General features: G+C 73.2%; 24 protein-coding genes and 3 tRNA genes. 12 read left to right on the top strand and 15 right to left on the bottom strand.

Translation table 11 applies throughout. The features are described 5' to 3' along the window. Positions 1-11 precede the first annotated feature (11 nt). On the bottom strand, positions 12-1,487 hold the full coding sequence (leuC, locus tag HLI28_RS09345; protein ID WP_171247247.1) for a 3-isopropylmalate dehydratase large subunit: 1,476 nt from the start codon (positions 1,485-1,487) through the stop codon (positions 12-14). 131 nt (positions 1,488-1,618) lie between these two features. On the opposite strand from leuC, the gene HLI28_RS09350 reads away from it, so the two are divergent. The 3 genes from HLI28_RS09350 to HLI28_RS09360 all read left to right on the top strand — a co-directional run bounded on the left by HLI28_RS09350 (position 1,619) and on the right by HLI28_RS09360 (position 3,397). After that, entirely contained in the window at positions 1,619-2,338 is a 720-nt protein-coding gene (locus HLI28_RS09350) for an IclR family transcriptional regulator (RefSeq protein ID WP_171247248.1), read from the top strand. A 100-nt stretch (positions 2,339-2,438) separates the two neighbouring features. After that, positions 2,439-2,606: a hypothetical protein gene (locus tag HLI28_RS09355; protein ID WP_171247249.1), complete on the top strand. Its 168-nt coding sequence runs from the start codon at positions 2,439-2,441 to the stop codon at positions 2,604-2,606. Beyond that, positions 2,603-3,397, top strand: coding sequence for a PH domain-containing protein (locus tag HLI28_RS09360; RefSeq protein WP_171247250.1), 795 nt, complete (start codon positions 2,603-2,605; stop codon positions 3,395-3,397). Before HLI28_RS09355 ends, HLI28_RS09360 begins: the two co-directional genes overlap by 4 nt. Before the next feature lie 81 nt (positions 3,398-3,478). Here HLI28_RS09360 and HLI28_RS09365 read toward each other — a convergent pair. The 7 genes from HLI28_RS09365 to HLI28_RS09395 all read right to left on the bottom strand — a co-directional run bounded on the left by HLI28_RS09365 (position 3,479) and on the right by HLI28_RS09395 (position 7,729). After that, positions 3,479-3,551: transfer RNA gene (locus tag HLI28_RS09365), tRNA-Glu, on the bottom strand. Between the two features lie 55 nt (positions 3,552-3,606). Continuing rightward, positions 3,607-3,679: transfer RNA gene (locus HLI28_RS09370), tRNA-Glu, on the bottom strand. Positions 3,680-3,777: 98 nt separating this feature from the next. Next, positions 3,778-3,849, bottom strand: a tRNA-Gln gene (locus HLI28_RS09375). 184 nt (positions 3,850-4,033) lie between these two features. Continuing rightward, entirely contained in the window at positions 4,034-4,789 is a 756-nt protein-coding gene (locus HLI28_RS09380) for an HAD family hydrolase (protein ID WP_171247251.1), read from the bottom strand. Further along, positions 4,786-6,177, bottom strand: coding sequence for a glutamate--tRNA ligase (gene gltX, locus HLI28_RS09385; RefSeq protein WP_171247290.1), 1,392 nt, complete (start codon positions 6,175-6,177; stop codon positions 4,786-4,788). The genes HLI28_RS09380 and gltX overlap by 4 nt, the downstream gene beginning before the upstream one ends. A gap of 106 nt (positions 6,178-6,283) precedes the next feature. Further along, on the bottom strand, positions 6,284-6,925 hold the full coding sequence (locus HLI28_RS09390) for a class I SAM-dependent methyltransferase (RefSeq protein WP_171247252.1): 642 nt from the start codon (positions 6,923-6,925) through the stop codon (positions 6,284-6,286). Positions 6,926-6,943: 18 nt separating this feature from the next. Beyond that, the gene (locus tag HLI28_RS09395) at positions 6,944-7,729 is read right to left on the bottom strand and encodes a fumarylacetoacetate hydrolase family protein (RefSeq protein WP_171247253.1); all 786 of its coding nucleotides are present in this window, start codon (positions 7,727-7,729) and stop codon (positions 6,944-6,946) included. A gap of 98 nt (positions 7,730-7,827) precedes the next feature. Between HLI28_RS09395 and HLI28_RS09400 the strand changes: the two genes are divergently transcribed. Beyond that, positions 7,828-8,400, top strand: coding sequence for a DUF4190 domain-containing protein (locus HLI28_RS09400; RefSeq protein WP_171247254.1), 573 nt, complete (start codon positions 7,828-7,830; stop codon positions 8,398-8,400). Positions 8,401-8,492: 92 nt separating this feature from the next. On the opposite strand, the gene HLI28_RS09405 is transcribed toward HLI28_RS09400, so the two are convergent. Beyond that, positions 8,493-9,311 (bottom strand): class I SAM-dependent methyltransferase, encoded by an 819-nt coding sequence (locus HLI28_RS09405; RefSeq protein WP_304604475.1) that lies wholly within the window; start codon positions 9,309-9,311, stop codon positions 8,493-8,495. 226 nt (positions 9,312-9,537) lie between these two features. Between HLI28_RS09405 and HLI28_RS09410 the strand changes: the two genes are divergently transcribed. Together HLI28_RS09410 and HLI28_RS09415 are read left to right on the top strand one after the other, a co-directional pair. Then, entirely contained in the window at positions 9,538-10,680 is a 1,143-nt protein-coding gene (locus tag HLI28_RS09410; RefSeq protein ID WP_171247256.1) for a heparan-alpha-glucosaminide N-acetyltransferase domain-containing protein, read from the top strand. Between the two features lie 86 nt (positions 10,681-10,766). Further along, positions 10,767-11,030, top strand: coding sequence for a 2TM domain-containing protein (locus HLI28_RS09415; protein WP_171247257.1), 264 nt, complete (start codon positions 10,767-10,769; stop codon positions 11,028-11,030). A gap of 6 nt (positions 11,031-11,036) precedes the next feature. Here the strand turns inward: HLI28_RS09415 and HLI28_RS09420 are convergent, their stop codons facing one another. Together HLI28_RS09420 and HLI28_RS09425 are read right to left on the bottom strand one after the other, a co-directional pair. After that, the gene (locus HLI28_RS09420) at positions 11,037-11,873 is read right to left on the bottom strand and encodes a PhzF family phenazine biosynthesis protein (RefSeq protein ID WP_171247258.1); all 837 of its coding nucleotides are present in this window, start codon (positions 11,871-11,873) and stop codon (positions 11,037-11,039) included. Between the two features lie 41 nt (positions 11,874-11,914). Continuing rightward, positions 11,915-12,079: a hypothetical protein gene (locus tag HLI28_RS09425; RefSeq protein ID WP_171247259.1), complete on the bottom strand. Its 165-nt coding sequence runs from the start codon at positions 12,077-12,079 to the stop codon at positions 11,915-11,917. 117 nt (positions 12,080-12,196) lie between these two features. On the opposite strand from HLI28_RS09425, the gene HLI28_RS09430 reads away from it, so the two are divergent. The 4 genes from HLI28_RS09430 (at position 12,197) to HLI28_RS09445 (ending at position 17,645) form a co-directional block, all read left to right on the top strand. Next, a complete protein-coding gene (locus HLI28_RS09430; protein ID WP_171247291.1) occupies positions 12,197-13,069 on the top strand; it encodes a 3-methyladenine DNA glycosylase in 873 nt (290 codons plus the stop codon). A 117-nt stretch (positions 13,070-13,186) separates the two neighbouring features. After that, on the top strand, positions 13,187-14,062 hold the full coding sequence (locus HLI28_RS09435) for a zinc metalloprotease (protein ID WP_171247260.1): 876 nt from the start codon (positions 13,187-13,189) through the stop codon (positions 14,060-14,062). 89 nt (positions 14,063-14,151) lie between these two features. Further along, on the top strand, positions 14,152-14,895 hold the full coding sequence (locus HLI28_RS09440) for an aminoglycoside 3'-phosphotransferase (RefSeq protein ID WP_171247261.1): 744 nt from the start codon (positions 14,152-14,154) through the stop codon (positions 14,893-14,895). Between the two features lie 29 nt (positions 14,896-14,924). After that, positions 14,925-17,645 (top strand): DEAD/DEAH box helicase, encoded by a 2,721-nt coding sequence (locus HLI28_RS09445; protein ID WP_171247262.1) that lies wholly within the window; start codon positions 14,925-14,927, stop codon positions 17,643-17,645. Between the two features lies 1 nt (position 17,646). On the opposite strand, the gene HLI28_RS09450 is transcribed toward HLI28_RS09445, so the two are convergent. Further along, positions 17,647-18,402, bottom strand: coding sequence for a TSUP family transporter (locus tag HLI28_RS09450; RefSeq protein ID WP_171247263.1), 756 nt, complete (start codon positions 18,400-18,402; stop codon positions 17,647-17,649). A gap of 89 nt (positions 18,403-18,491) precedes the next feature. Here HLI28_RS09450 and ybaK point away from each other — a divergent pair, with 89 nt between their 5' ends. After that, complete coding sequence (ybaK, locus tag HLI28_RS09455) at positions 18,492-18,983, top strand: Cys-tRNA(Pro) deacylase (RefSeq protein WP_171247264.1); 492 nt, start codon at positions 18,492-18,494, stop codon at positions 18,981-18,983. Between the two features lie 45 nt (positions 18,984-19,028). On the opposite strand, the gene HLI28_RS09460 is transcribed toward ybaK, so the two are convergent. Then, positions 19,029-19,430 (bottom strand): YccF domain-containing protein, encoded by a 402-nt coding sequence (locus HLI28_RS09460; protein ID WP_171247265.1) that lies wholly within the window; start codon positions 19,428-19,430, stop codon positions 19,029-19,031. Positions 19,431-19,512: 82 nt separating this feature from the next. Here HLI28_RS09460 and HLI28_RS09465 point away from each other — a divergent pair, with 82 nt between their 5' ends. Continuing rightward, a complete protein-coding gene (locus HLI28_RS09465; RefSeq protein ID WP_171247266.1) occupies positions 19,513-20,262 on the top strand; it encodes a YggS family pyridoxal phosphate-dependent enzyme in 750 nt (249 codons plus the stop codon). A 5-nt stretch (positions 20,263-20,267) separates the two neighbouring features. Here the strand turns inward: HLI28_RS09465 and lplB are convergent, their stop codons facing one another. After that, the gene (gene lplB / locus HLI28_RS09470; protein WP_171247267.1) at positions 20,268-21,356 is read right to left on the bottom strand and encodes a lipoate-protein ligase small subunit; all 1,089 of its coding nucleotides are present in this window, start codon (positions 21,354-21,356) and stop codon (positions 20,268-20,270) included. A 101-nt stretch (positions 21,357-21,457) separates the two neighbouring features. After that, entirely contained in the window at positions 21,458-23,110 is a 1,653-nt protein-coding gene (cimA, locus tag HLI28_RS09475; protein ID WP_171247268.1) for a citramalate synthase, read from the bottom strand. Between the last annotated feature and the right edge of the window lie 263 nt (positions 23,111-23,373).

Raw genomic sequence — 23,373 nt, forward strand, 5'->3', positions numbered from 1 at the left:
GCGGGGCGGGCTCAGACGAAGGACGGCGCGGTCAGCGGCGCCAGCGGGGACCCGTCGAACGTGGTCAGGTCGATGTCCTCGCCCAGGTCGAGGTCGGCCACGGAGGACAGCGTGCCGCGCACGGCCGTGGCGGCCGCGACGAGCGGCGAGACCAGGTGCGTGCGGCCGCCCTTGCCCTGGCGCCCCTCGAAGTTCCGGTTCGACGTCGACGCCGCCCGCTCCCCCGGCTGCAGCTGGTCGGGGTTCATACCGAGGCACATCGAGCACCCGGCGTTGCGCCACTCGGCCCCGAAGTCCTTGAAGACGACGTCCAGGCCCTCGGCCTCGGCCTGCAGCCGGACGCGGGCGGACGCGGGCACGACGAGCACCCGCACGCCGTCGGCCTTGGTGCGGCCCTGCAGGACCTTCGCCACGGACCGCAGGTCCTCGATGCGGCCGTTGGTGCACGAGCCGATGAACACGGTGTCCACGGCGATGTCGCGCAGCGGCGTGCCGGCCTCGAGCCCCATGTACTCCAGGGAGCGCTCGGCGGCCACGCGCTCGCCCTCGTCGGCGATCTCGGCGGGCACGGGCACGGAGGCGGACAGCGGCAGCCCCTGGCCGGGGTTCGTGCCCCAGGTGACGAACGGCTCGAGGTCGGCGGCCTCCAGCACCACCTCGGTGTCGAACTCGGCGTCGTCGTCGCTGCGCAGCGTCCGCCAGTACTCGACGGCGGCGTCCCAGTCCTCGCCCTCGGGGGCGTGGGGACGGCCCTTCAGGTACTCGAACGTGGTCTCGTCGGGGGCGATCATGCCCGCCCGGGCGCCGGCCTCGATGGACATGTTGCAGATGGTCATCCGCGCCTCCATCGACAGCCGGCGGATCGCCTCGCCGCGGTACTCGAGCACGTAGCCCTGGCCGCCGCCGGTGCCGATCTTGGCGATGATCGCCAGGATGATGTCCTTCGACGTCGTGCCGGGCGGCAGGTCGCCGTTGACGGTGATCGCCATCGTCTTGAACGGGGCCAGCGGCAGCGTCTGGGTGGCCAGCACGTGCTCGACCTCCGAGGTGCCGATGCCGAAGGCGAGCGCCCCGAAAGCGCCGTGCGTCGACGTGTGTGAGTCGCCGCACACCACGGTCAGCCCCGGCATGGTGAGACCGAGCTGCGGGCCGACCTGGTGGACGATGCCCTGGTCGGCGTCGCCGAGCGAGTGCAGGCGCACGCCGAACTCCGCGGCGTTGTTCCGCAGGGTGTCGATCTGGGTCCGGCTCGTGGGGTCGGCGATCGGCAGGTCGATGTCGAGCGTGGGGGTGTTGTGGTCCTCGGTGGCGATGGTCAGGTCGGGACGGCGGACGGGCCGTCCCGCGAGACGCAGCCCTTCGAAGGCCTGGGGGCTCGTGACCTCGTGCACCAGGTGCAGGTCGATGTAGAGCAGGTCCGGTGCCCCGTCCGTGCCCTGGCGCACCAGGTGCGCCTCCCAGACCTTCTCTGCCAACGTGCCGGCCATCGCGACCTCCTCGTCCGCCGCCTCGTGAGCGGCTCGTCGTCCATTCCATCGTGCGGGCTCTGACGTGACGGCGGGAGCCCTCACCCGCTGAGAACTTGCAATCTCAGTACGCGAGACGTCAGTATCGACCTATGGACGATACTAGCGGAGTCGGCGTACTGGACAAGGCCGCGTCCGTACTCGGAGCACTGGAGGCCGGTCCGGCCACCCTCGCGCAGCTGGTCGCCTCGACCGGACTGGCGCGACCTACCGCGCACCGCCTGGCGGTCGCGCTCGAGCACCATCGGTTCGTCGCACGGGACATGCAGGGACGGTTCGTGCTCGGGCCCCGGCTCAACGAGCTCGCCACCGCGGCGGGCGAGGACCGGCTGCTCGCCGCGGCGAACCCGGTGCTGACCGCGCTGCGCGACCACACCGGCGAGAGCGCGCAGCTCTACCGCCGCCAGGGCGACCACCGCGTGTGCGTCGCGGCCGCCGAACGGCCCGTCGGCCTGCGCGACTCCATCCCGGTCGGCGCCACGCTGACCATGCAGGCCGGCTCGGCCGCCCAGGTCCTGCTGGCCTGGGAGGAGCCGGACCGCCTGCACCGCGGGCTGCGCGAGGCGGTGTTCACCGCGACGATCCTGTCCGGCGTGCGCCGGCGCGGCTGGGCGCAGTCCGTCTCCGAGCGGGAGCTCGGCGTCGCGTCGGTCTCGGCCCCGGTCCGCGGACCGTCGGGGCGGATCGTCGCCGCGGTCTCGGTCTCCGGTCCGGTGGAACGCCTCACGCGCCAGCCCGGCCGGCTGCACTCGGCCTCGGTGATGGCCGCGGCGAACCGTCTGACCGAGGTGCTGCAGCGCGCCGGGGACTGACGGCGCGCCGACCCGATTGTCACGAACATCACGTCCCGGTCAGTAGGCTCACCAGCAGCGGGACAACACAGTCTCGTGACCCGAGAGGCGTGAGGACCGGATGTCGGGAAAGGCCAAGACCGTGCTGATGTGGATCGTCGTGATCTTCCTGATCTACGCGATCGTGACGAGCCCTGAGCGCTCCGCCGACATCGTCCAGGCCCTGTGGGACGTCATCGTGGGGGCGTTCGCCAGCTTCGGGGAGTTCGTCTCGAACCTGATGTCATGAGCAGCTTCGCCGACCCCGAGCTCGCGGTCCGGCGCCACCGGCACCTGCGGCGCTACGTGCTGGCCGGCGAGAAGGTCACGGTGGCCACCCGCCTGCACTGGTCCAAGCTCGTCGAGCCGGTCGTGACGACGATCGCCGTGACGATGCTCGTGGCGTGGCTGCACTCCACGACGCAGGTGGGCTGGGTCTGGATCCTCTGGGCCCCGGTCGTGGCGCGCCTGGTGCTGCGGTGGGCCGAATGGCACTACGAGTGGTTCGTCGCCACCGACAAGCGGCTGCTCCTCAGCTACGGCTTCATCATCCACAAGGTGGCGATGATGCCCATGACCAAGGTGACGGACATGGGGTACACACGGACGCTGATGGGTCAGCTGCTGGGTTACGGCCGCTTCGTCATGGAGTCGGCCGGCCAGGACCAGGTACTGCGGCAGATCGACCGCGTCCCCGACGCGGACCAGACCTACCGCACGCTGTGCGACACGATCTTCTCGCCGAAGCCACCATCCGCGCAGGGCGATCAGCCACCCCGCCCGCCCGCGATCGTCCCGTCCGAGCGGGCCGCGCGGCGGCCGGGCACGGCGGAGATCCCGGTGGTCGCCGCCGGAGAGCCCGCACCGGCGACGGGGTCCCCCACCACGCTCGAGGACCACCCGACGTCGACGGCGGAGCCGGCCACGGTGGGCCCGTCGGACGTGCTGCGTTCGTGGCGACGTGCCCGACGGCGGCGCTCCGGCCGCGACGACGCGGAGGAGTCCACCGGCGGCACCACCGTCCCCGACCCGTTCCTGTGACGCGGCGGGGTCGGGTCCCGGCGGCGAGCACCCCACGCACGACGAAGGCCCGGTCCTGTCGGACCGGGCCTTCGCGATGTGTACCCCCAGCGGGATTTGAACCCGCGTTACCGCCGTGAGAGGGCGGCGTCCTAGGCCGCTAGACGATGGGGGCCGGACGTGACCCCGCGAACGGAGTCTGCGCACCGTCCGTGACGGACGATGATGCGTACCCCCAGCGGGATTTGAACCCGCGTTACCGCCGTGAGAGGGCGGCGTCCTAGGCCGCTAGACGATGGGGGCCTATGGTTGGTCGATCCGAGGAGCGACTTGCCGGTGAGAACTCTAGCGCACCGTGAGACCGGATCAGGGCCTCGTGAGGTGTGACGTAGAGCGCTGCGCTGGGGTACCAGGACTCGAACCTAGACTAAGTGGACCAGAACCACTCGTGCTGCCAATTACACCATACCCCATGGTGTCCGGACCAAGCGGGACATATCCGATCTTTGTCGGCGTTCCCTGCGTGGCCCAACGACCGGAAACATTACCGGACGAGAGCCCCGGATCCAAACCGGCCGACGGGTGCCCTTCGTCACGCCCGCCGCGCCCGCCCGACGCCGCCGGACCGACCGGCCCACGGTCGGCGCGGCGCGGCCGTCAGGCGTCGCCGACGAGGTCCGGGAGCGCCGCCGCCAGCCCCGGCACGACGACGATGCCCCGTGCCCGCATGGCCGCGACGTCGGCGTCGTGCTCGTCCGCTCGCCGGGCGCCCGGCCGGTCCAGCCAGACGCCCAGCAGGCCCGCCTCGTGCGCGGCGGTCGCGTCGACACGCGGCTCGTCCCCCACGTAGGCGGTGCGACCCGGCAGGGTCCCCAGGCGCCGCGCCCCCTCGACGAAGACGTCCGGGTGCGGCTTGCCGTAGCCGAGGGTGTCGACGCCGACGAGGATCGGCAGGTCGAGGCCGACGGCGGCGAGCTTCTGCTCCTGCAGCGCCACGGCGGCGTTGGTGACGACCCCCAGGGCGACGCCCGCCGCCCGGAGCCCGTCGAGGAACCCTGCGGCGTCGTCGAAGGCCCGCCACGACCGTTCGAACGTCCCCCAGAACAGCTCGTCCCAGGCGTCGAACGCCTCCTCGCCCACCGGGGCCCCGCCGAACGTCCGGTGCAGCAGGTCGGCGCGCAGGCGACGCTGCGTGCGGTGGTCGGTCTCGCCCCGCGTGTAGCGGCGGTAGTGGCCGGCCGGGTCGGAGCGCCAGTGGTCCAGCACCGCGCCGTGGTCGACGTCCTGGGGCAGGTGCGCCTCCGCCACGGCCCGCAGCGCCGCGGCGAACGCTCCCCGCGTGTCCACCAGGGTGTCGTCGATGTCGAGCAGGACACCGTCGACGCGGCGTGGCGGGACGCCGAACGTCGTCATCGCACCGGGTCCTGCGGGGGGTTCTCGGCGAGCGCGGCCAGGGCGGCGTCGATCCGGCCGAGGGTCCGCTCGCGACCGAGCACCTCCAGGGACTCGAAGAGCGGCAGACCGATCGTGCGGCCGGTGACGGCCACACGGACCGGCGCCTGCGCCTTGCCGAGCTTCATGCCGTGCCACTCCCCCGCCGTGGCGACGGTGTTCTTCAGCGGCTCGGCCTCCCACGGGTCGAGCGTCGCCAGCGCGGCCCGCACGTCCGTGAGCAGCTCGACGGCGCCGGGCTTCATGGCCTTGTTCCAGGACTTCTCGTCGAACACGGGCTCGTCGAGGAACAGGAAGTCGACGTTGTCGGTGATGTCGCCGAGCAGCGCGACCCGCGACTGGGCCAGCGGCGCGACGGCGGCGAAGGCGGCGGGGTCGAACTGCTCCTCGGCCCAGGGCGCGTGCGGGGCCCGCAGCCACGGTCCGACGGCGGCGATGAACTCGTCGACGCTCAGCGCGCGGATGTACTCACCGTTGAACGCGGCGAGCTTCTTGAGGTCGAAGAACGCCGCGGCGCTGTTGACGTCCTCGATGCGGAACCGCTCGATCATCTCCTCGAACGGCAGGATCTCCTCGTCGTTGCCCGGCGCCCAGCCCAGCAGCATGAGGTAGTTGACCATCGCGGCCGGCAGGTAGCCCTCGGCGAGGTAGTCCTCGAGGGCGACCTTGTCGCGGCGCTTGGAGAGCTTCTGGCGCTTCTCGTTGACGATGACCGGCAGGTGCGCCCACACCGGCGGCTCCGCGCCCAGCGCGATCCACAGCAGCTGCTGCTTGGGCGTGTTCGACAGGTGCTCCTCACCCCGGATGACGTGCGTGATGCCCTCGTCGAGGTCGTCGACCACGTTGGCCAGCAGGAAGACCGGCGACCCGTCGCCGCGCGCGACGACGAAGTCCTCCATCGCGCCGTTCGGGAAGACGGGGTTGCCCCGGATGAGGTCCACGACGCGCGTCTCGCCCTCGTCCGGGGTGCGGAAGCGCAGCGCCCGGCCCGGGGCCTCGGTCAGCCCGCGGTCGCGGCAGTGCCCGTCGTAGCCCGACTGCTGGCTGCCGGTCCGCGCGGTGACGTCGTCGCGGGTGCAGTCGCAGTAGTAGGCGCTGCCGGCCGCGAGCAGGGTCCGGAGTGCTTCGCGGTGCTTGTCGAGGTTCGCCGACTGGAAGTACGGCCCCTCGAACGTCGGGTCGTCGGCGTGCATGCCGAGGGCCGCGTGCGCCGCGAGGATGCCGTCGACCCACTCGGGCTTGTTGCGCGAGGTGTCGGTGTCCTCGATCCGCAGCACGAACCGGCCGCCGGTCTGCTTGGCGACGGCCCAGTTGAAGAGCGCGGAGCGCGCACCGCCGACGTGGAACATGCCGGTCGGGGAGGGTGCGAAGCGGACACGGACGGAGGAGGTACCAGCTGCGGGGATCACGGGCACAGCCTAGTTGTCCGACGCCGACGGGTCGCCCGGGGTCGGCTCAGCGCGCGAAGACCAGGTGGTGGTCGAAGGCGAAGCGCTCCTCGCGCACCAGGCGCAGCCCGGCGTCGGTGGCCGCACGCGCCACGTCGTCCGGCCGGTGGACCCGGAAGCGCCAGTCGCTGCCCCGCAGGCGCGGGTAGACGTTGAGCACGCCGCCCGCCGCGCGCATCCACCAGGTGTCCCGCGGGAACGCCAGCACGAGGTACCGCCGGGTCCGGTCCGCGGCCGCGGTGACGAGCGCTCGGGCGTCGGGGTAGCAGCACACCACGCTGTGCAGGGCGACGACGTCGGCCGGGCCGGCCAGGTCCGGGTGCGTCACCAGGTCGCCCGTGCGGCGGCCCGCCCGGCCCGTCAGGCCCGCGTCGGCCAGCAGGCGGGCGGCCACGGCGTCGTAGCCGGTGGACATGTCCACGCAGACGGCCCGGTCGACGCCGGCGCCGAGCATCTCGGCGGAGAAGTCACCGATGCCGCCGCCCACCTCGAGCAGCGTCGAGCCGCCGATCACGCCGTCGCGGTAGAGCTCCAGCGTGCGCCGCGGCAGGGTGGTCAGCCCGGACCGGGCGTACCGCGCGGCGGCGCGACGTGCCTCGCGGTCGTCGAAGACCTTCTCGTAGCCCTGCGGCTCGCAGCACGCCGACATCGCACGCCCTCTTCCCGCTCAGTCCTCGCGACGCACCACGGGGTTGGCCAGCACGCCGATCTCGTCGACCTCGCACTCGACCCGGTCACCGGCCTCGATCCGCCCCACCCCGGCCGGGGTCCCGGTGAGCAGCACGTCACCGGGCAGCAGGGTCATGGCCTTGGAGGCGTAGGAGATGAGGTAGTCGACGTCGAAGATCATCTCCGCGGTGCGACCGTCCTGCTTGGTCTCGCCGTTGACGCGCGAGACCACGCCGACGTCCTCGGGGTCGAGGTCGGTCTCGATCCACGGCCCGAGGGGGCAGGCCGTGTCGAAACCCTTGGCCCGCGCCCACTGGTCGTCGGTGCGCTGGGCGTCCCGGGCGGTGACGTCGTTGGCCACGGTGTAGCCGAGCACGTAGGCGCGCGCGTTCTCCGGCTCGACGTCCTTGCACGGCTTGGCGATGACGACGGCGAGCTCGGCCTCGTAGGAGACCTCCGTCGTCCACTCCGGCAGCACGACGGGGTCGTCCGGCCCCACGACGGACGTGTTGGGCTTGAGGAAGAGCAGCGGCGCCGTCGGCGGCTCCCCGCCCATCTCCCGGACGTGGTCCATGTAGTTGCGGCCGACGCCCACGACCTTCGAGCGCGGGATCACGGGCGAGAGCAGCCGCACCCCGTCGCCGAGCTCGATCCGCTCGCCCGTCGGCATCGCCGGCATGGACAGCGGGTCGCCGCTGAGGACGGCGAGGTAGGTCCTGTCGCCCTCGGTCTGGACGAAGCCGAAGCGGGGGTCGTCACCGGTGGTGAATCTCGCGATACGCACGGGTCCAGGCTAACCGGCCGTCCGCCCTCGTGGGCGGAGGCGCAGGCGCCCCGATGCCGATAACCTGCATCGACACACTCAGCGACCGAAGGGGCATCATGAGCACGCCGCACGACGACTCGAACGCACCGCACCGCGACGAACCGTCCCGCCCCGACCGCCACGACACCGAGCACCACGACGCCGACCGCCGCGACGCCGGGGCCTACGACGCCGACCGCCGCGACGCCGGGGCCTACGACGCCGGGCACCAGCAGCCGTACGCGGCCCAGGGCGCACCGGCCGCCCCCTACGCCGGCGGCACGCCCACGCAGGGGCCGGCCCCGAGCCGTGGGCTGGCGATCGCCGCGCTGGTCCTCGGCATCCTCGCGGTGCTCGGCTCGTGGATCCCGGTGCTCAACATCGGTGCCATCGTCCTCGCCATCATCGGCATCGTCCTGGGCATCATGGCGCTCGTGCAGGCGAAGCGGGGGACGGCGGCCGGCCGAGGCATGGCGCTGTTCGGCACGGTGCTGTCGGTCGTCGCGATCATCCTGGCGATCGTCGTCAACGTGTTCCTCGTGTCGACCCTCGAGGAGCAGGCCCCGGCGATCCAGCAGGAGCTGGAGCGCCAGCTCGAGGAGCAGGGCTACTCCGACGAGGAGATCGAGGAGCTGCTGGGCAACGGCTGACGCCGGTCCGCACGCCCGCACGGCAACGCCCGGTCCGCCTCCTGGCGGACCGGGCGTTCCCGCGTCCGGCGGCGTGGCCGGGCCACGGCTGGTCAGGCCCGGGCGAGCACCTCGCCGTGCAGGACGGCGAACCAGCCGTCCGGCGCCTGGGCCCAGGCCCGCCAGTCGTGGGCGAGCTGCTCGAGGGCGACGTCGTCGGCGAGGTGGGACTCCTGCGCCTGCCGCGCGAAGTTCGACTCCACGCACCGCTCGGCCCAGACCTGGCCCCACCATTCCCGGTCCGTCGGGGTGGCGTAGCACCACGAGGACGCGCTGGGCACGGTGCCCGCGACGTCGAACCCTGCCTGCAGCACCCAGGAGAACAGCCGACGCCCGGCGTCGGGCTCGAACCCGTAGGCGCGTGTGACCTCGTGGTACAGCGTGTTCCACTCCGTGAGCCCGGCCGACTCCGGGTACCAGGCCATGGCGAGGTAGTCGGCGTCACGGGCGGCGACGAGACCGCCGGGCTTGGTGACCCGCTTCATCTCGCGCAGCGCGGCGACGGGGTCGGACAGGTGCTGCAGGAGCTGGTGGGCGTAGACGACGTCGAAGGTGTCGTCGTCGAAGGGGAGCTCGTAGGCGTTGGCCTGCTCGAACCGGACGTTCTGCGCCCCGAGTGCGTCGGCGTGCGCCTGGGCCGCCTCGAGCACCGTCGCCGAGGCGTCGACGCCGACGACGCGCCCGCCGGCCAGCACCCGCCCGAGGTCGGTCGTCACCGTGCCCGGACCGCACCCGACGTCGAGCAGGTGCATGTCGTCCTTGAGGTGCGGCAGCAGGAACCCGGCGGAGTTCTGCGCCGTCCGGGCGCGGTGCGCGCGCAGCACCGACTCGTGGTGTCCGTGCGTGTAGGACTCCGACTCCTGGCTCGGCACCGTCTGGTGGGTGCTCGGGGCCTCGATCGCGTCGGAGAGGGCCGCGCCCGACGGCTCGTCGGAGGCGTTCCCGTTCGGGCCGTCGGCCGGGCTGCCCAGGCTCGGGGGCTCCGGGAAGTCGGGCTCGGAACCCGTCGGCAGATCACTCATGGCGCCAACCTAGTGAAGACACCCTGTCAGCACATCCCGTTTCTCACGAGACGGGACGGCTGGCAAGATCGCTGCCATGCCCACGGTCCGCGAGCGCCTCCTCGGCGGTCCCGCACGCGTCGTGGGGCTCGACGTCGCCCGCGGACTGGCCGTGCTGGGCATGTTCACCGCCCACGTCGGCGTGGCCGAGGACTCGACGGCCTGGCTCACCATCGCCGACGGCCGGTCCTCGGTGCTGTTCGCCCTGGTCGCCGGCGTCTCGCTCGCCCTGGTCACGGGTGGCCCGCGGGTCCTGGCCGGTGACGTGCTGGTCCACGCGCGGGCCCGGCTGCTCGTCCGGGCCGTCCTCCTGCTCGCCCTCGTGGCGCTCCTCGACCTGCTCGGCACGCGCGTGCTGCTCATCCTGGGCTTCTACGCGGCGTACTTCGTGCTGGCGCTGCCGTTCCTCACGTGGGGGCCGCGGCGGCTGGCCGGGGCGGCGGTCGTGGTGGCCGTGGCCGGGCCGCCGGTGGCGTACTGGGGCCCGGTCGCCCTGAGCCGCGCGGGCCTGCACCCGCCGGACGACGGGTCCGGGGCCGTCACGGACTTCCTGCTGACCGGCCACTACCCGGCGGTGGTGTGGATGGCCTACGTGTTCGCCGGGATGGCGATCGGGCGGTGCGACCTGTCGTCGGCCCTGCTGCGCCGAGGGCTGGTGCTGGGCGGTCTGACGGCCGTGGTGGTGGGCACGCTGGCATCCTCGGCGGTCGTGGACCGGTTCGGCGGCCCCTTCGCCGTGCGTGACCAGGTCGCCGTCGCGTCCACACCCGGCTGGTCCTGGACCGATCCCTGGCCGACGGCGGCGTACCTCGCGCTGGCCGGCCCGCACGACGACAGCTGGCTGGAGGTGGTGGCCACCGGTGGGTTCGCGGTGGCCGTGGTGGGGCTGTGCCTGTCGGTGGGACGGGTCGGCGGCTGGGTGCTGTCCCCGCTGGCCGCCGTGGGGTCGATGGCGCTGACCGTCTACTCGCTGCAGATCGTGGCGATCTGGCACTGGGACCTCATCGGGTCGGCGACGAACGGGCCGCTGCTGCTGATGATCCTGGCCTCGCTGGTGGCGGCCACGCTGTGGCGGGTCTGGCTGGGCCGCGGCCCGCTGGAGCGGCTGTTCACCGCGGTGGCCCGGCGCACCGCTCCCCCGCCGCCCGCCCCGCGGGACGCCGCCGTCGGACCACGATGACCGTTCGGCCCGCGGCGAGGGGCCGAAAGCCCCTACCCGACGGTCGCTCCCCGGCATAGCGTCGGGCCAGGACGGGGGTGAACGTGATGAGTGACCGTGCGGAGCAGGACCCGGCACGACGTCAGGCGAAAGCGGCGATCGGCCTGATGTGGCACGCCGGGGTGTTCGTGATCGTCAACGGTTTCCTCTGGGCCATCGACCTGTCGATGGACCCCGGGGTGGACTGGGCCTTCTGGACCACGCTGCCGTGGGCGGTCGGCCTGGCCTTCCACGCGCTCGCGTACTTCATCGACAGCCGGCAGGTCGAGGACCGGCTGACTCGGAAGTTCGAGGAGCGCCGGGGCGGCTGACCCTCGTCAGACGGTGACCTCGCCGCGCACGGTGGTGACCGTGGAGCCACCGACCCGGACGACGTCGCCGTCGCGGCGCACGTGCACGCGCCCCCGCCGGCCGAGCACCGTGCCCTGGGAGGCGACGTAGGCCGTCGGCAGGACCGTGCCGGCGAGCCACTCCCCCAGCCCGGCGTTGAGCGAGCCGGTCACGGGGTCCTCGGCCGCACCGATCTCCGCGATGAACGCGCGCACCTCGACGTCCGCGTCGGACTCCCCCGGACCGTACGGCCCGACGACGCCGACGGCGAGGCCGCCGAGCGCGGCCGGATCGGGGCCGACGGCGAGCACCGCGGCGGCGTCGGCGAGCCGGACGCCCACCCAGCCCGGTCCGTTGTCGACCCACGCGGCGTCGACGACGTCGGTGTCCCGGAGGCGCAGCGCCCGGACGATCCGCTCGCGGTCCGCCGGCGAGACCGGTCCCGACCGGCGCAGCGGCGGACCCGTGAACGCGAGCCCGTCCACGGTCCGCGAGACCTCGACCAGCCCGACGCCGCACTCCTGGACGACGACGTCCTCGCGACCCGGCGTCCCGCCCGCCTCGAGCCACGCGTGGGCGGTCCCGAGCGTGGGATGCCCGGCGAAGGGGAGCTCGCCGCCCGGGGTCCAGATGCGCACCCGGTAGTCGGCATCGGGGTGCGTGGCGGGCAGCAGGAAGGTGGTCTCGGACAGGTTGGTCCAGCGTGCGAAGGCGGCCATGCGCTGCTCGTCCCAGGCCCCGGCGTCGTGCACCACGGCCACGGGGTTGCCCGCCAGGGGACCGTCGCCGAAGACGTCGACCTGACGGAACGGGAAGCTCGTCATGGCCGCAAGGTACCGCCGGACGACCCCCGGCGCCGCGCGGATCAGTCCACGTAGCGCAGCAGGGTCGCGATCACGGCCGCGATCCCGACCAGCAGACCGACCGTGGTGCCGTGACGTTCCACCCACGTGTCCAGCGGGACGTGCGGCGTGGGTTCGACCTCGTCCTGGTGCGGGTCGAAGTCCGACTGCGTGCCGACGGTGGCCATCGTCACCACCTCCCGTCTCCTTCCACGGTACGACGACCGCCGTACGCTGGCCGGGTGACACCGCCCTCTCTCCTCGCCGGTCCCGAGGCTCTCCGCGAGCCCGTCGGGGGTGTCGTCGTGGACGGCTGGCGCGAGCCCGCGGCGGCGCACGCGCGGCGTGCCGACGCGCTCACCGCCGTCTGGCGCGCCGCCCGCGACCGGGGCGAGAAGCACGCGATCGAGGACTTCCTGTTCACCTACTACCCGACCCGCGTCAGCCACCTGCGGCGCTGGCACCCGGGCGCAGGCCGGGTGCTGCCCGGGGCGGACGAGCACGTCTCCTGGCGCTGGTACCGCACGGTGACGCTGCCCGACGGCGGCACGGGCGCCACGCTGGACACCGCGGCGTTCCTCGCCGGGCGCGGCGACACCGTGCGCTACGTCCGGTCGCTGGTGAGCGCCACGGCCGGTCGGCCCGGCACCTTCGGCTGCTTCGGGCTGCACGAGTGGGCGATGGTCTACCGCGACGCCGCGGCCGGTCGCGACCACCGGCACCCCCTGCCGCTGCGGCTGGGAGCCTCCGGCACGGACGAGGTCGTCGAGTCGCACCGCGTCGGCTGCTCGCACTACGACGCGTTCCGGTTCTTCACCCCGGAGGCGCATGACGCCAACCAGCTCCGCCCCACCCGCGAGCGCCAGGTCGCGATGGAGCAGCCGGGCTGCCTGCACGCGAACATGGACCTGTACAAGTGGTGCCAGAAGCTCGGTCCCGCGGTGCCGGGCGAGCTGCTGCTGGACTCCTTCGAGCTGGCCCGCGACATCCGGTACACCGACATGGCGGCCTCGCCCTACGACGTCTCGGCCTACGGCGTCGAGGCGGTCGCGATCGAGACGGCGGCGGGCAAGGTCGAGTACGTCCGGCGCCAGCGCGCCTTCGCCGAACGGGCGCAGGCGCTGCGGGGGCGGCTGCTGGACGTCTGCGACGCGCTGCTCGCCGACGACGAGGGCTGAACCGCTCCGTGACGGCGTCGCACCGACGCTCTCGTATCACCCGAGCCCCGCGACGCCTCCCTCCAGGAAAGGGGGCCGCGGCGGCGGGCCCGGTCGAGCTCGAGGAGATGACCCGCCATGGGACTCGGCAGCACGTTCGGGAAGATCGCCAAGAAGGCGAAGAAGGCAGCGAAGAAGGTCGGACGCAGCGCCCGAGGTGCGGCCAGGACGGTCGGACGCAGCGCCCGGCGCGCGTCGAGGACGACGGGCCGTGCCGCGCGACGTGCCGGTCGGGGCGTCCGCAAGGGCGCCGGCTCGGTCGGGTCCGGGGGCCTCAACGTCGTCCAGGAGACGGTGAACCGCGCCGCCGGTCTGCCGGGAGCGGCGCTCGGCGCGCTGGGCGTCCGGCCGATGAAGAAGCTGCGGCTCCGGGTGGTCGTGCTCGCGGGCGCCGACGGCGCCCCGGTGACGGGGACGTCGGCCGCGCGCGCCCGCGAACGGGTCCGCGAGGCGGTCGAGGTCGCCGACGGGCTCTTCCGCCGCGAGGCGCGGTTCCGCCTGGTCCCTGCCGGTCGGCGGTTCGTCACCGTCGACTCCGACCCGGCGCCCGCGCCGGCCCGGCGGGTGCGCTGCAACGGCGGCGCGCTGCAGGACGACCTCACGGACGCGGGCGGATACTTCCGGGGTCGGGCCACGAGCAACCTCGTCGGTACGCTGACGGGCGCCGGCTCCCCGCTGACGGCGTTCGTCGTCGAGGACGTCGAGGGCAAGGCCGGGTGCTCCCTCGGCCCGCTGACGGACTACGTCACCGTGGACGACGGTGGGCTGGGCGCGCGGCGCACGCTCGCGCACGAGATCGGCCACGCCCTGGGACTCCCGCACACCGGCGGGGCGGGCAGCGCTCTCTCGGGCAGCAGCACGTCGAACCTCATGACGCCCTCCGGCCACGGGGCGAACCTCAACGACCGTCAGGTGCTGACGTTGCGCAGCTCGCGCCACGTCACCCTGCTGTGAGCGCGCCCCGAGGATCACCAGCTCGGCGTGCGCGGTGCGCAACCGCGGCGGTCCCGGCCGCCGGGTCGACGACCTGCCAGGATCACGACATGTCCCGCGACCTCGCCGCCCCGCCGCGCGGACCCGTCGTCGTCCCGGACGCCGTGGCCGCGCTGGCCGGTGCCGACGCCGTCGCCCCGGTGTGGCGCAACACCCTCGGTGGCCTGACCTTCCGGCTCTCCGGCGGCCAGGGCGAGCGGTACGTCAAGTGGGTGCCCACGGGGACGCCGGAGATCGACCTGGACGCCGAGGCGGAACGCCTCGTCTGGGCCGGCCGCTACACCCGGGTCCCGCGCGTCCTGGGCCGTGGTGGCGACAACGCCGGGAGCTGGCTGGTGACGGCGGCGCTGCCGGGCCGGTCCGCCGTCGACCCGTCGTGGCTGGCCCGTCCCGAGGCCGCCGTCCGCGCGATCGGCACCGGGTTACGCGCGCTGCACGACACGCTGCCCGTCGCGGACTGCCCGTTCTCCTGGAGCGTGACGGACCGGGTCGCGCGGCTCGCGTCGGCCGCACGTGCCGATGTCGGGCCCGTGCCGCCCGTCGACCGTCTCGTGGTCTGCCACGGCGACGCCTGCGCCCCCAACACCCTGGTGGCCGACGACGGCACCTGGGCCGGGCACGTCGACCTGGGCACGCTCGGGGTCGCCGATCGGTGGGCGGACCTCGCCACGGCAAGCCTGAGCCTGGGCTGGAACTACGGCGACGGGTACGAGCCGCTCTTCTTCGCGGCCTACGGCATCGAGCCCGACGCCGAGCGGATCGCCTTCTACCGCCGCCTGTGGGACGCGGCGTAGCGGCGGCGGGCTGACACAATGACCGCACGATGACTGCCACCGACACCGCCGCCCCGTCCGTCACCCCCGCCCCGCGTCCCGCCGGCACCCTGCTGCCGCACCTGCCCGCCCCGACGGGCCAGGCCCCGGACCCGGACGCGCTGTTCGAGGGCTTCGGCGAGTGGGCGGCCGCGTCGGGCAGGCCGCTCTACCCGCACCAGGAGGAGGCGCTGCTCGAGCTCATGACGGGCTCGCACGTCGTCCTGGCGACGCCGACCGGGTCGGGCAAGTCGATGGTGGCGATGGGTGCGCAGTTCGCGGCCCTGGCGGCGCGGCGGTCCGGCCTGGGCGGGCGCACCTACTACACGGCGCCGCTCAAGGCGCTGGTCAGCGAGAAGTTCTTCGACCTCGTGGCCGCGTTCGGGTCGCGCAACGTCGGCATGATGACCGGCGACAGCGCGGTCAACGCCGACGCACCGATCATCTGCTGCACCGCCGAGATCCTGGCGAACCTCGCGCTGCGCAACGGGGCCGGGAGCCCGGGCGACGACGACTTCATCGCGCAGGTCGTCATGGACGAGTTCCACTTCTACGGCGACCCGCAGCGCGGCTGGGCCTGGCAGGTGCCGCTGCTCGAGCTGCCGCAGACCCAGTTCTTGCTGATGTCCGGCACGCTCGGCGACACCACCCGGCTGCGCGAGGACCTCACCGAGCGCACCGGCCGTGACGTCGCGGAAGTCACCGGCGCCGAGCGGCCCGTCCCGCTGGAGTTCTCCTACGTCCAGGAGCCGCTGCCCGAGGTCATCGAGGAGCTCGTGCAGACCCACCGGGCACCCGTGTACGTCGTGCACTTCACCCAGAAGGACGCCGTCGACCGCGCCCAGGCCCTGCTGAGCACCAAGCTCGCCTCCAAGGAGGAGAAGCAGGCGATCGTCGACGAGATCGGCGCGTTCCGGTTCGGCACCGGGTTCGGCAAGATCCTGTCCAAGTACCTGCGCGCCGGCGTCGGGGTGCACCACGCCGGGATGCTGCCCAAGTACCGCCGGCTCGTGGAGCGCCTCACCCAGAAGGGGCTGCTCAAGGTCGTCTGCGGCACCGACACCCTGGGCGTGGGCATCAACGTGCCGATCCGCACCGTGCTCATGACGTCGCTGGTGAAGTTCGACGGCGAGCGCATGCGCCATCTGACGGCCCGGGAGTTCCACCAGATCGCCGGGCGGGCCGGTCGCGCGGGCTACGACACGCTCGGCGAGGTGCTGGTCATGGCGCCCGAGCACGTCATCGAGAACCGCAAGGCGCTCGCCAAGGCCGGGGACGACCCCAAGAAGAAGAAGAAGATCGTCCGCAAGAAGGCCCCGTCGGGCGCGGTCAACTGGACCGAGTCGACCTTCGACCGCCTGCGCGACGCCCCGCCGGAGCCGCTGGCCAGCCAGTTCCACGTCAACCACGCGATGGTGCTCAACGTGCTGGCCCGCACCCGGGGGACGGGCGACGGCGCCGCCGCCGACCCGGTCGAGGCGATGCGCCACCTGCTGACCGCCAACCACGACACCGCCGCCCAGCAGGCCGGCCACGTGCGCCAGGCGCTGCGCATCTACCGCTCGCTGCGGGTGGCCGGCGTCGTGGAGAGGGTCCGCGTCCCCGACGACACCCGCCCCGCGGGCTACCGCCCGAGCGTGCGGCTGGTCGTGGACCTGCCGCGGGACTTCGCTCTCAACGCCCCGCTGTCGCCGTTCGCGCTGGCGGCCATGGACCTGCTCGACGTCGACTCGCCCACCCACGCCCTCGACGTCGTGTCGGTCATCGAGGCCACGCTCGACGACCCGCGCCAGATCCTGTTCGGCCAGCAGAAGAAGGCGCGCGGCGAGGCCGTCGCCGAGATGAAGGCCGAGGGCATCGAGTACGACGAGCGCATGGAGCTGCTCGAGGAGGTGTCCTGGCCGAAGCCGCTCGCGGACCTGCTCGAACCCGCGTTCGCGCAGTACAAGCAGTCCAACCCGTGGGTCGCCGGGGCCGAGCTGGCCCCGAAGGCCGTGGTGCGCGACATGCTCGAGCAGGCGATGACCTTCGCCGAGATGGTCAGCACCTACGGCCTGGAGCGCACCGAGGGCGTGGTGCTGCGCTACCTCGCCGACGCCTACCGCGCGGTGCGTCAGGTCGTGCCCGAGGAGCACCGCACCGAGGAGGTCGCCGAGGTCGTCGAGTGGCTCGGCGAGCTGGTGCGCGGCGTCGACTCCTCGCTGCTGGACGAGTGGGAACGGCTGCAGAACCCCGTCGACGACGACGCCGACACCGTGGTGGAGGGCGAGCTCGCCGAGGCGGGCGCCGAGGCACCCGCCCGGCCCGTCACCGGCAACCCCCGCTCGTTCCGGCGCTTGGTGCGCAACGCCATGTTCCGGCGCGTCGAGCTCGCCGCCCGGGAGGACTACGACGCCCTGGAGACCCTCGACAAGGCCTCCGGCTGGGACGGGGACGCCTGGGCCGACGCGCTGGAGGACCTCTTCGAGACCCAGGGCGACGACGCGATCGGCTTCGGGGCGGACGCCCGCTCGGCCGCGCTGCTGACCATGCTGGAGCCCGGGGCCGCCCTGCCCGCCGGCGCCCCGCCGTCGGACGCCACGACCGTGCCGGCCGACACCTGGTGGGTCCGTCAGATCCTGGACGACGCGAACGGCGACCGCGACTGGGCGATCACCGCGCTGGTGGACCTGCCGGCCTCCGACGAGGCGGGCCGTCCGGTCCTGGAGGTCCTCGCGGTCGGGCGGCTGTAGCTCACAGCAGGCCGGTCAGGCCGCGCACCAGCGTCGCCACGCCGCCGACGTAGGCCAGCACGATGAGCACCCGGCGGGTCGCGGTCGCCGAGACCCGCGGGGCGAGCCGGTCGCCGACCACGAGACCCGCGAGGATCGAGACCATGAGCACCACCCACTCCCAGGGCGCCATGGACGGGAACGAGGCGTCGGAGAGCACCAGCTTGGCCACCATGGCCGCCAGCGCGTTCGCCGCGAAGAACGGCTGGGCCGTGGCCGCGAACCGCTTCGGGTCCCAGCCGCTGAGCACCGCGTAGACCGCGACCGGCGGCCCGCCGATCCCGGCCGCGACCGACCCGATCCCGCTGGCCGTCCCTGTCACCGCGAGCGGCCAGCCCGCCGCGGCGTCCACCGGGTGCCGGCCCTCGCGGCGCAGCCGGGTCGTCACCACCGCCAATGTCATCGCGGCCACGACGAACGCCCCGATCGTCACCTCGAGGGCGGGGGCGCTCACCTCGCGCAGGGCGAGGGCCGCGGGGACGGTGACGACCAGCGACGACAGGGTCAGCCACGCGAACTTGCGCCACTCGACGTCGCGGACCACTCGGCCGAGGATGAGGGTCGACGCGGTCGCCCCGGCCAGGTTGACGAACAGCACGCCCTCGAGCGGGCCGACGATCAGCACGATGAACGGTCCGGCCACCAGGCCGAACCCCATCCCCGAGACCCGCTGCAGGACGCCACCGACGAGGATGGCCAGGACGAGGAGGGCGAGCACGGCCCCACCGTACGCCGCGCGGGCGGGCGGGGCGGTCCGTGCCGTGGGGCGGACCTGCCCGCCGGCGAGTCGTCGGGCACACTGGCCGCGTGACACGCCGGAGGAACAGCGCACCGACCCTCGCCGTGCTCGCCCTGGAGAGGGCCGGGATCCCGCACGGGCTGCACCCGTACGACCACGACCCCCGCAGCACCCTGGGCTACGGGCTCGAGGCGGCGCGGGCGATCGGCGTCCCGCCCGAGCAGGTGTTCAAGTCGCTCGTCGCCGACGTCGACGGCGAGCTGGTGGTCGCCGTGGTCCCCGTGACGGGCGAGCTCGACCTCAAGGCGCTCGCCCGCGCCGTCGGCGGCAAGAAGGCGGTGATGGCGCCGGTCGCCCGGGCCGAGCGCGCCACCGGCTACGTCGCCGGCGGCATCTCCCCGCTGGGGCAGCGCACCCGCCTGGTCACGGTCCTGGACGCCTCCGCGACGTCGCTGGCGGTCGTCTACGTCTCGGGCGGTCGGCGCGGCCTGGACCTCTCCCTCGCCCCCGCGGACCTGGTGCGGCTCACCGGCGCCACCACCGCTCCCCTGGCCCGGTGAGGCCGGCCCACGGGCGGCCCGGTGCCGGGGCGGGGACGGGCGGCGTCAGGAGGGCTGGTAGGTCGGGTACCGGGTGTCGGTGGAGACGATGTCCTTGCCGAGCGGCAGCAGGGAGATCGGGATCATCTTGAGGTTGGCGATGCCGAGCGGGATCCCGATGATCGACACGAACAGCGGGATCGCGGTGACGACGTGCCCGAGGGCCAGCCACCAGCCCGCGACGACGATCCAGATGATGTTGCCCAGCACGGACCAGCCGCCGGCGCCGGGACGATCCACGACGGTGCGACCGAACGGCCACAGGGCGTAGCCGGCGATGCGGAACGAGGCGATCCCCCAGGGGATCGTCACGATGAGCAGGCAGCAGATGATGCCCGCGGCGGCGTACCCGATCGCGAGCCAGAAGCCCGACAGCACGAGCCAGATGACGTTGAGGATCGCTTTCACGCCGTCGATTGTGCCCCGTGGGGCCGGGCAGGGCATCCGGGAGGTCCCTGATCCTGCCCCGGAGGTTCCTACACTGGGCGCCATGCCGTCCGACCTCCCCGACCGGATCGCCCGGGTACGCGCACGGATCGACGACGCCGCCACCGCGGCGGGCCGGCGCCCCGACGACGTCCGGCTGATGCTGGCCACCAAGACCCAGGACGCCGGGACCGTCCTCGCGGCCGTCCACGCCGCCGCCGACCTGGCGGCCGCGCGCGGGGACGACCGGCCGGTGCTCGTCGGGGAGAACCGGGTCCAGGAGCTGGTCGCCAAGGCGCCGGACCTGGCCGACCTGGTCGCCGCCGGCCGGCTCGAGGTGCACATGATCGGGACCCTGCAGCGCAACAAGATCAACCAGATGCTGCCGACCGTCACGGGGCTGGCCGCCGTGGACCGGCTCTCGCTCGCGGAGGCGGTGGCGCGGCGCTGCGTCCGCGACGGCCGGACGCTGGACGTCATGGTGCAGGTCAACGTCTCCGGCGAGGAGTCCAAGTCCGGGGTGGCGCCGACGGAGGCCGTCGAGCTCGCGACCGGCGTCGCGGCGCTGGAGGGGCTGCACCTGACCGGGTTCCTGACCATCGGGGCGAACACCCCCGACGAGGACGAGGTGCGTGCCGGATTCGCCCGGCTGCGCGCGGTCCGCGACGAGGTCGTGGCCGGTGGCACGCCCGGCACCGAGGACGCCCGGGAGCTGTCGATGGGGATGTCGACCGACCTCGAGCTCGCGGTCGCCGAGGGGGCCACGATCGTGCGCGTCGGGACCGCCGTCTTCGGCGCGCGCCCACCCGCCTGACCTGCTCAGGGCACCCGGTGGATCCACTCGGCGGTGTCGAACTTGGTGCGCACCAGGTCCTGGGCCCGCTCGAGCTCCTCGGGGCGCAGGTCGGAGGGCTCGGTCCGGTGCCGCTCGGCGAAGTACACCGCGAACGCCTCGACGACGTCGTCACGCGTCATGCCGGTCTGCGAGCGCAGCGGGTCGACGCGCTTGTTCGCGCTGCGGGTGCCCTTGTCGGACATCTTCTCCCGGCCGATGCGCAGCACCTGCATCATCTTGTCGGCGTCGATGTCGTAGGCCATCGTCATGTGGTGCAGCACCGCTCCCCCCGCCAGCCGCTTCTGCGCGGACCCGGCGAGCTTGCCGCCGGGTGAGGCGACGTCGTTCATGCCGCTGAAGTACGCCTCCACACCCAGCTCGCCCAGCGCGCCGAGCACCCAGGTGTCCAGGAACGCGTAGGACTGCTCGAAGCTCATCCCGTCGACGAGTGAGCCGGGCACGACCAGGGAGAACGTGACGCAGTTGCCCGCTTCCATGAACATCGCGCCGCCGCCGGAGATGCGTCGCACGACGGTCACGTCGTGCTCGGCGACGCCGTCCTCGTCGATCTCGTTGCGGTAGGACTGAAAGGAACCGATGAACACGGCCCGCTCGTCCCAGTCCCAGAACCGCAGCGTCGGGCCGCGGCGGCCGGCCGCGAGCTCCTCGGTGAGCACCTGGTCGAGCGCCGCGAGCGTGCGCGGGGGCAGGGGTCCGGGGCGCAGCACCTCGAAGGTGTGGTCCTCCCAGGTGGTGGCCAGGCCCAGCGCGCGACGCACGGCGACGGCCACGGCCCGGGCGTCGAAGCCGACCATCGCCACGGGTCCGGCGATCTCCCCGCCCTGCTCGGCCTTCTCCAGCGCCTCGGTGACGGTGCGCGCGAGCTCGCCGGTGCCGGTCGTGGCCGGCAGCCCGGTCAGGGCGGTGTCGATGACGCCCAGCGCCTCGTCGGGTTCGAGGAAGAAGTCGCCCGACACGCGCACGTCCGTCAGGACGCCATGTCCGGTGGACTCGTCGACCGCGAGGTCGACCGCGACGAGCTTGCCGCCGGGGACCTTGTACTCACCATGCACCCCGCCAGCCTAACCGCCCCGCGCGGACCGTTGTGGGCATGAGATCTGCAGCTCCGGGCGCACCCGGAGCTGCAGATTTCATGCCCACAACAGGAGAGGGGTCAGCGGGGCTCGACGTCGGCGTGCAGCAGCCCGTAGACGTGGGCGTCGATGAGCGCCTCCCAGGCGGCCTCGATGATGTTCGGCCCGACCCCGACGGTCGACCAGGTGTGGTGGCCGTCCGTGGTCTCGACCAGCACCCGGGTGGTGGCGTCCGTGCCGTGCTCGGCGTCCATGATCCGCACCTTGAAGTCCACCAGCTCGAAGGTCTCGATGGTCGGGTAGACCTTCCGCAGGGCGTGCCGCAGGGCCTGGTCCAGGGCGTTGACCGGACCGTTGCCCTCCCCGGTGACCACGATGCGTTCGCCACCGGCGTGCAGCTTGACCGTCGCCTCGGCCAGCGCCTCGGCGTCCCGCTGGTCGGCGTCCGGCACGCCGCCGCGCCCGCCCGTGGTCTCGACGATCGCGCGCCACGACTCGACCCGGAAGTAAGCCGGCCGCTGCCCGGTGAGCTCCTCGCGCAGGATGAGCTCGAAGGAGGCGTCGGCGGCGTCGAACGTGTAGCCCTGCGCCTCGGCGTCCTTGACGCGGTTGGTCACGCGGGTCAGCAGCTCTCCCTGGCCGGCCAGGTCGAACCCCAGCTCGCGGCCCTTGAGCTCGACCGACGCCCGCCCGGCCATGTCGGAGACCAGCATCCGCATGTCGTTGCCCACGGCCGTCGGGTCGATGTGCTGGTACAGGTCCGGGTCGATCTTGATGGCGCTGGCGTGCAGGCCGGCCTTGTGCGCGAACGCGCTGGCCCCGACGTACGGCTGGCGGGTGTAGGGCGCGATGTTGGTGATCTCGGCGACGGCGTGCGCGATGCGGGTGGAGTCGGCCAGCCCGTCGCCGGCGAGGGTCGGCAGGCCGCGCTTGAGCGCGAGGTTCGCGACGACGGACACCAGGTCCACGTTCCCGGTGCGCTCGCCGTAGCCGTTGACGGTGCCCTGGACGTGCGCGCACCCGGCGGCGACGGCGGCCAGCGTGTTGGCCACGGCGCACCCGGAGTCGTTGTGCGCGTGCATGCCGAGCAGCGGGTCGCCCGGCAGGGCATCGCGGCCGTGCGGCAGGTCGAGCCCGGTCCGCAGCTCCTCGACGACGTCGCCCACCCAGTCGGGCAGCATGCCGCCGTTGGTGTCGCACAGCGCGACCACCTCGGCACCGGCCTCGAAGGCCGCCGCGACCGCGGACCGCGTGTAGGCCGGGTCATACCGGTAGCCGTCGAAGAAGTGCTCGGCGTCCACCACGACGCGGCGACCCTCCCCCACGAGGAACTGCACGGTGTCGGTGATCATCGCCAGTCCCTCGTCCGGCGTCGTGCGCAGCGCCCGCTCGACGTGCCGGACGTCGGACTTGGCCACGAGCGTCACCACGGGGGCCTCGGAGTCGAGCAGGGCGCGCACCTGGGGGTCGTCCCACGCCCGGGAGCCCGCGCGCCGGGTGGCTCCGAAGGCCGCCAGCACGGCGTTCTTCAGCTCGAGCTCCTTGGCCGCGCGCCGGAAGAACTCGGTGTCCTTGGGGATCGCGCCGGGCCAGCCGCCCTCGATGAAGCCGACGCCGAGCTCGTCCAGCAGCGGCGCGATCGCGAGCTTGTCCGCGACGGACAGGTTCATGCCCTCCTGCTGGGCGCCGTCGCGCAGGGTGGTGTCGTACACGTGGAACGGTGCGGTGGCCATCGGTGGCTCCGTAGGTGCGGTGGCGGCAACAAAAAAGACCCTCCGGGTACGGAAGGTCTGCGCGTCCGGTGGGGGTGCACCGGACGCGCTAGCTAATGAGGCAGTGACGGCGCTGGTCGCACCGCCGTGCGTGAGTCATACGTCACATGGTGCCACAGGTGGCCACCCATCGGTCAGCCCCGTCCGAGCCGCGGACACCCCTCGCCGGTTCTAACCAAAGTTGGTCATCTTTTGATTGCATATCGCCGTAAGTCCCGCTAGCG

The organism is Isoptericola sediminis (genome assembly GCF_013085345.1).
Lineage (GTDB): Bacteria > Actinomycetota > Actinomycetes > Actinomycetales > Cellulomonadaceae > Isoptericola > Isoptericola sediminis.

Coding starts and splice junctions, on each gene's coding strand:
- HLI28_RS09410 (WP_171247256.1), top strand. CDS start 9,538: ATGCCCACGGTCCGCGAGCGCCTCCTCGGCGGTCCCGCACGCGTCGTG.
- HLI28_RS09355 (WP_171247249.1), top strand. CDS start 2,439: ATGTCGGGAAAGGCCAAGACCGTGCTGATGTGGATCGTCGTGATCTTC.
- HLI28_RS09390 (WP_171247252.1), bottom strand. CDS start 6,925: ATGTCGGCGTGCTGCGAGCCGCAGGGCTACGAGAAGGTCTTCGACGAC.
- leuC (WP_171247247.1), bottom strand. CDS start 1,487: ATGGCCGGCACGTTGGCAGAGAAGGTCTGGGAGGCGCACCTGGTGCGC.
- HLI28_RS09425 (WP_171247259.1), bottom strand. CDS start 12,079: ATGGCCACCGTCGGCACGCAGTCGGACTTCGACCCGCACCAGGACGAG.
- HLI28_RS09465 (WP_171247266.1), top strand. CDS start 19,513: ATGCCGTCCGACCTCCCCGACCGGATCGCCCGGGTACGCGCACGGATC.
- HLI28_RS09380 (WP_171247251.1), bottom strand. CDS start 4,789: ATGACGACGTTCGGCGTCCCGCCACGCCGCGTCGACGGTGTCCTGCTC.
- HLI28_RS09400 (WP_171247254.1), top strand. CDS start 7,828: ATGAGCACGCCGCACGACGACTCGAACGCACCGCACCGCGACGAACCG.
- cimA (WP_171247268.1), bottom strand. CDS start 23,110: ATGGCCACCGCACCGTTCCACGTGTACGACACCACCCTGCGCGACGGC.
- HLI28_RS09350 (WP_171247248.1), top strand. CDS start 1,619: ATGGACGATACTAGCGGAGTCGGCGTACTGGACAAGGCCGCGTCCGTA.
- HLI28_RS09445 (WP_171247262.1), top strand. CDS start 14,925: ATGACTGCCACCGACACCGCCGCCCCGTCCGTCACCCCCGCCCCGCGT.
- HLI28_RS09440 (WP_171247261.1), top strand. CDS start 14,152: ATGTCCCGCGACCTCGCCGCCCCGCCGCGCGGACCCGTCGTCGTCCCG.
- HLI28_RS09360 (WP_171247250.1), top strand. CDS start 2,603: ATGAGCAGCTTCGCCGACCCCGAGCTCGCGGTCCGGCGCCACCGGCAC.
- gltX (WP_171247290.1), bottom strand. CDS start 6,177: ATGTTCCACGTCGGCGGTGCGCGCTCCGCGCTCTTCAACTGGGCCGTC.
- HLI28_RS09415 (WP_171247257.1), top strand. CDS start 10,767: ATGAGTGACCGTGCGGAGCAGGACCCGGCACGACGTCAGGCGAAAGCG.
- HLI28_RS09435 (WP_171247260.1), top strand. CDS start 13,187: ATGGGACTCGGCAGCACGTTCGGGAAGATCGCCAAGAAGGCGAAGAAG.
- HLI28_RS09420 (WP_171247258.1), bottom strand. CDS start 11,873: ATGACGAGCTTCCCGTTCCGTCAGGTCGACGTCTTCGGCGACGGTCCC.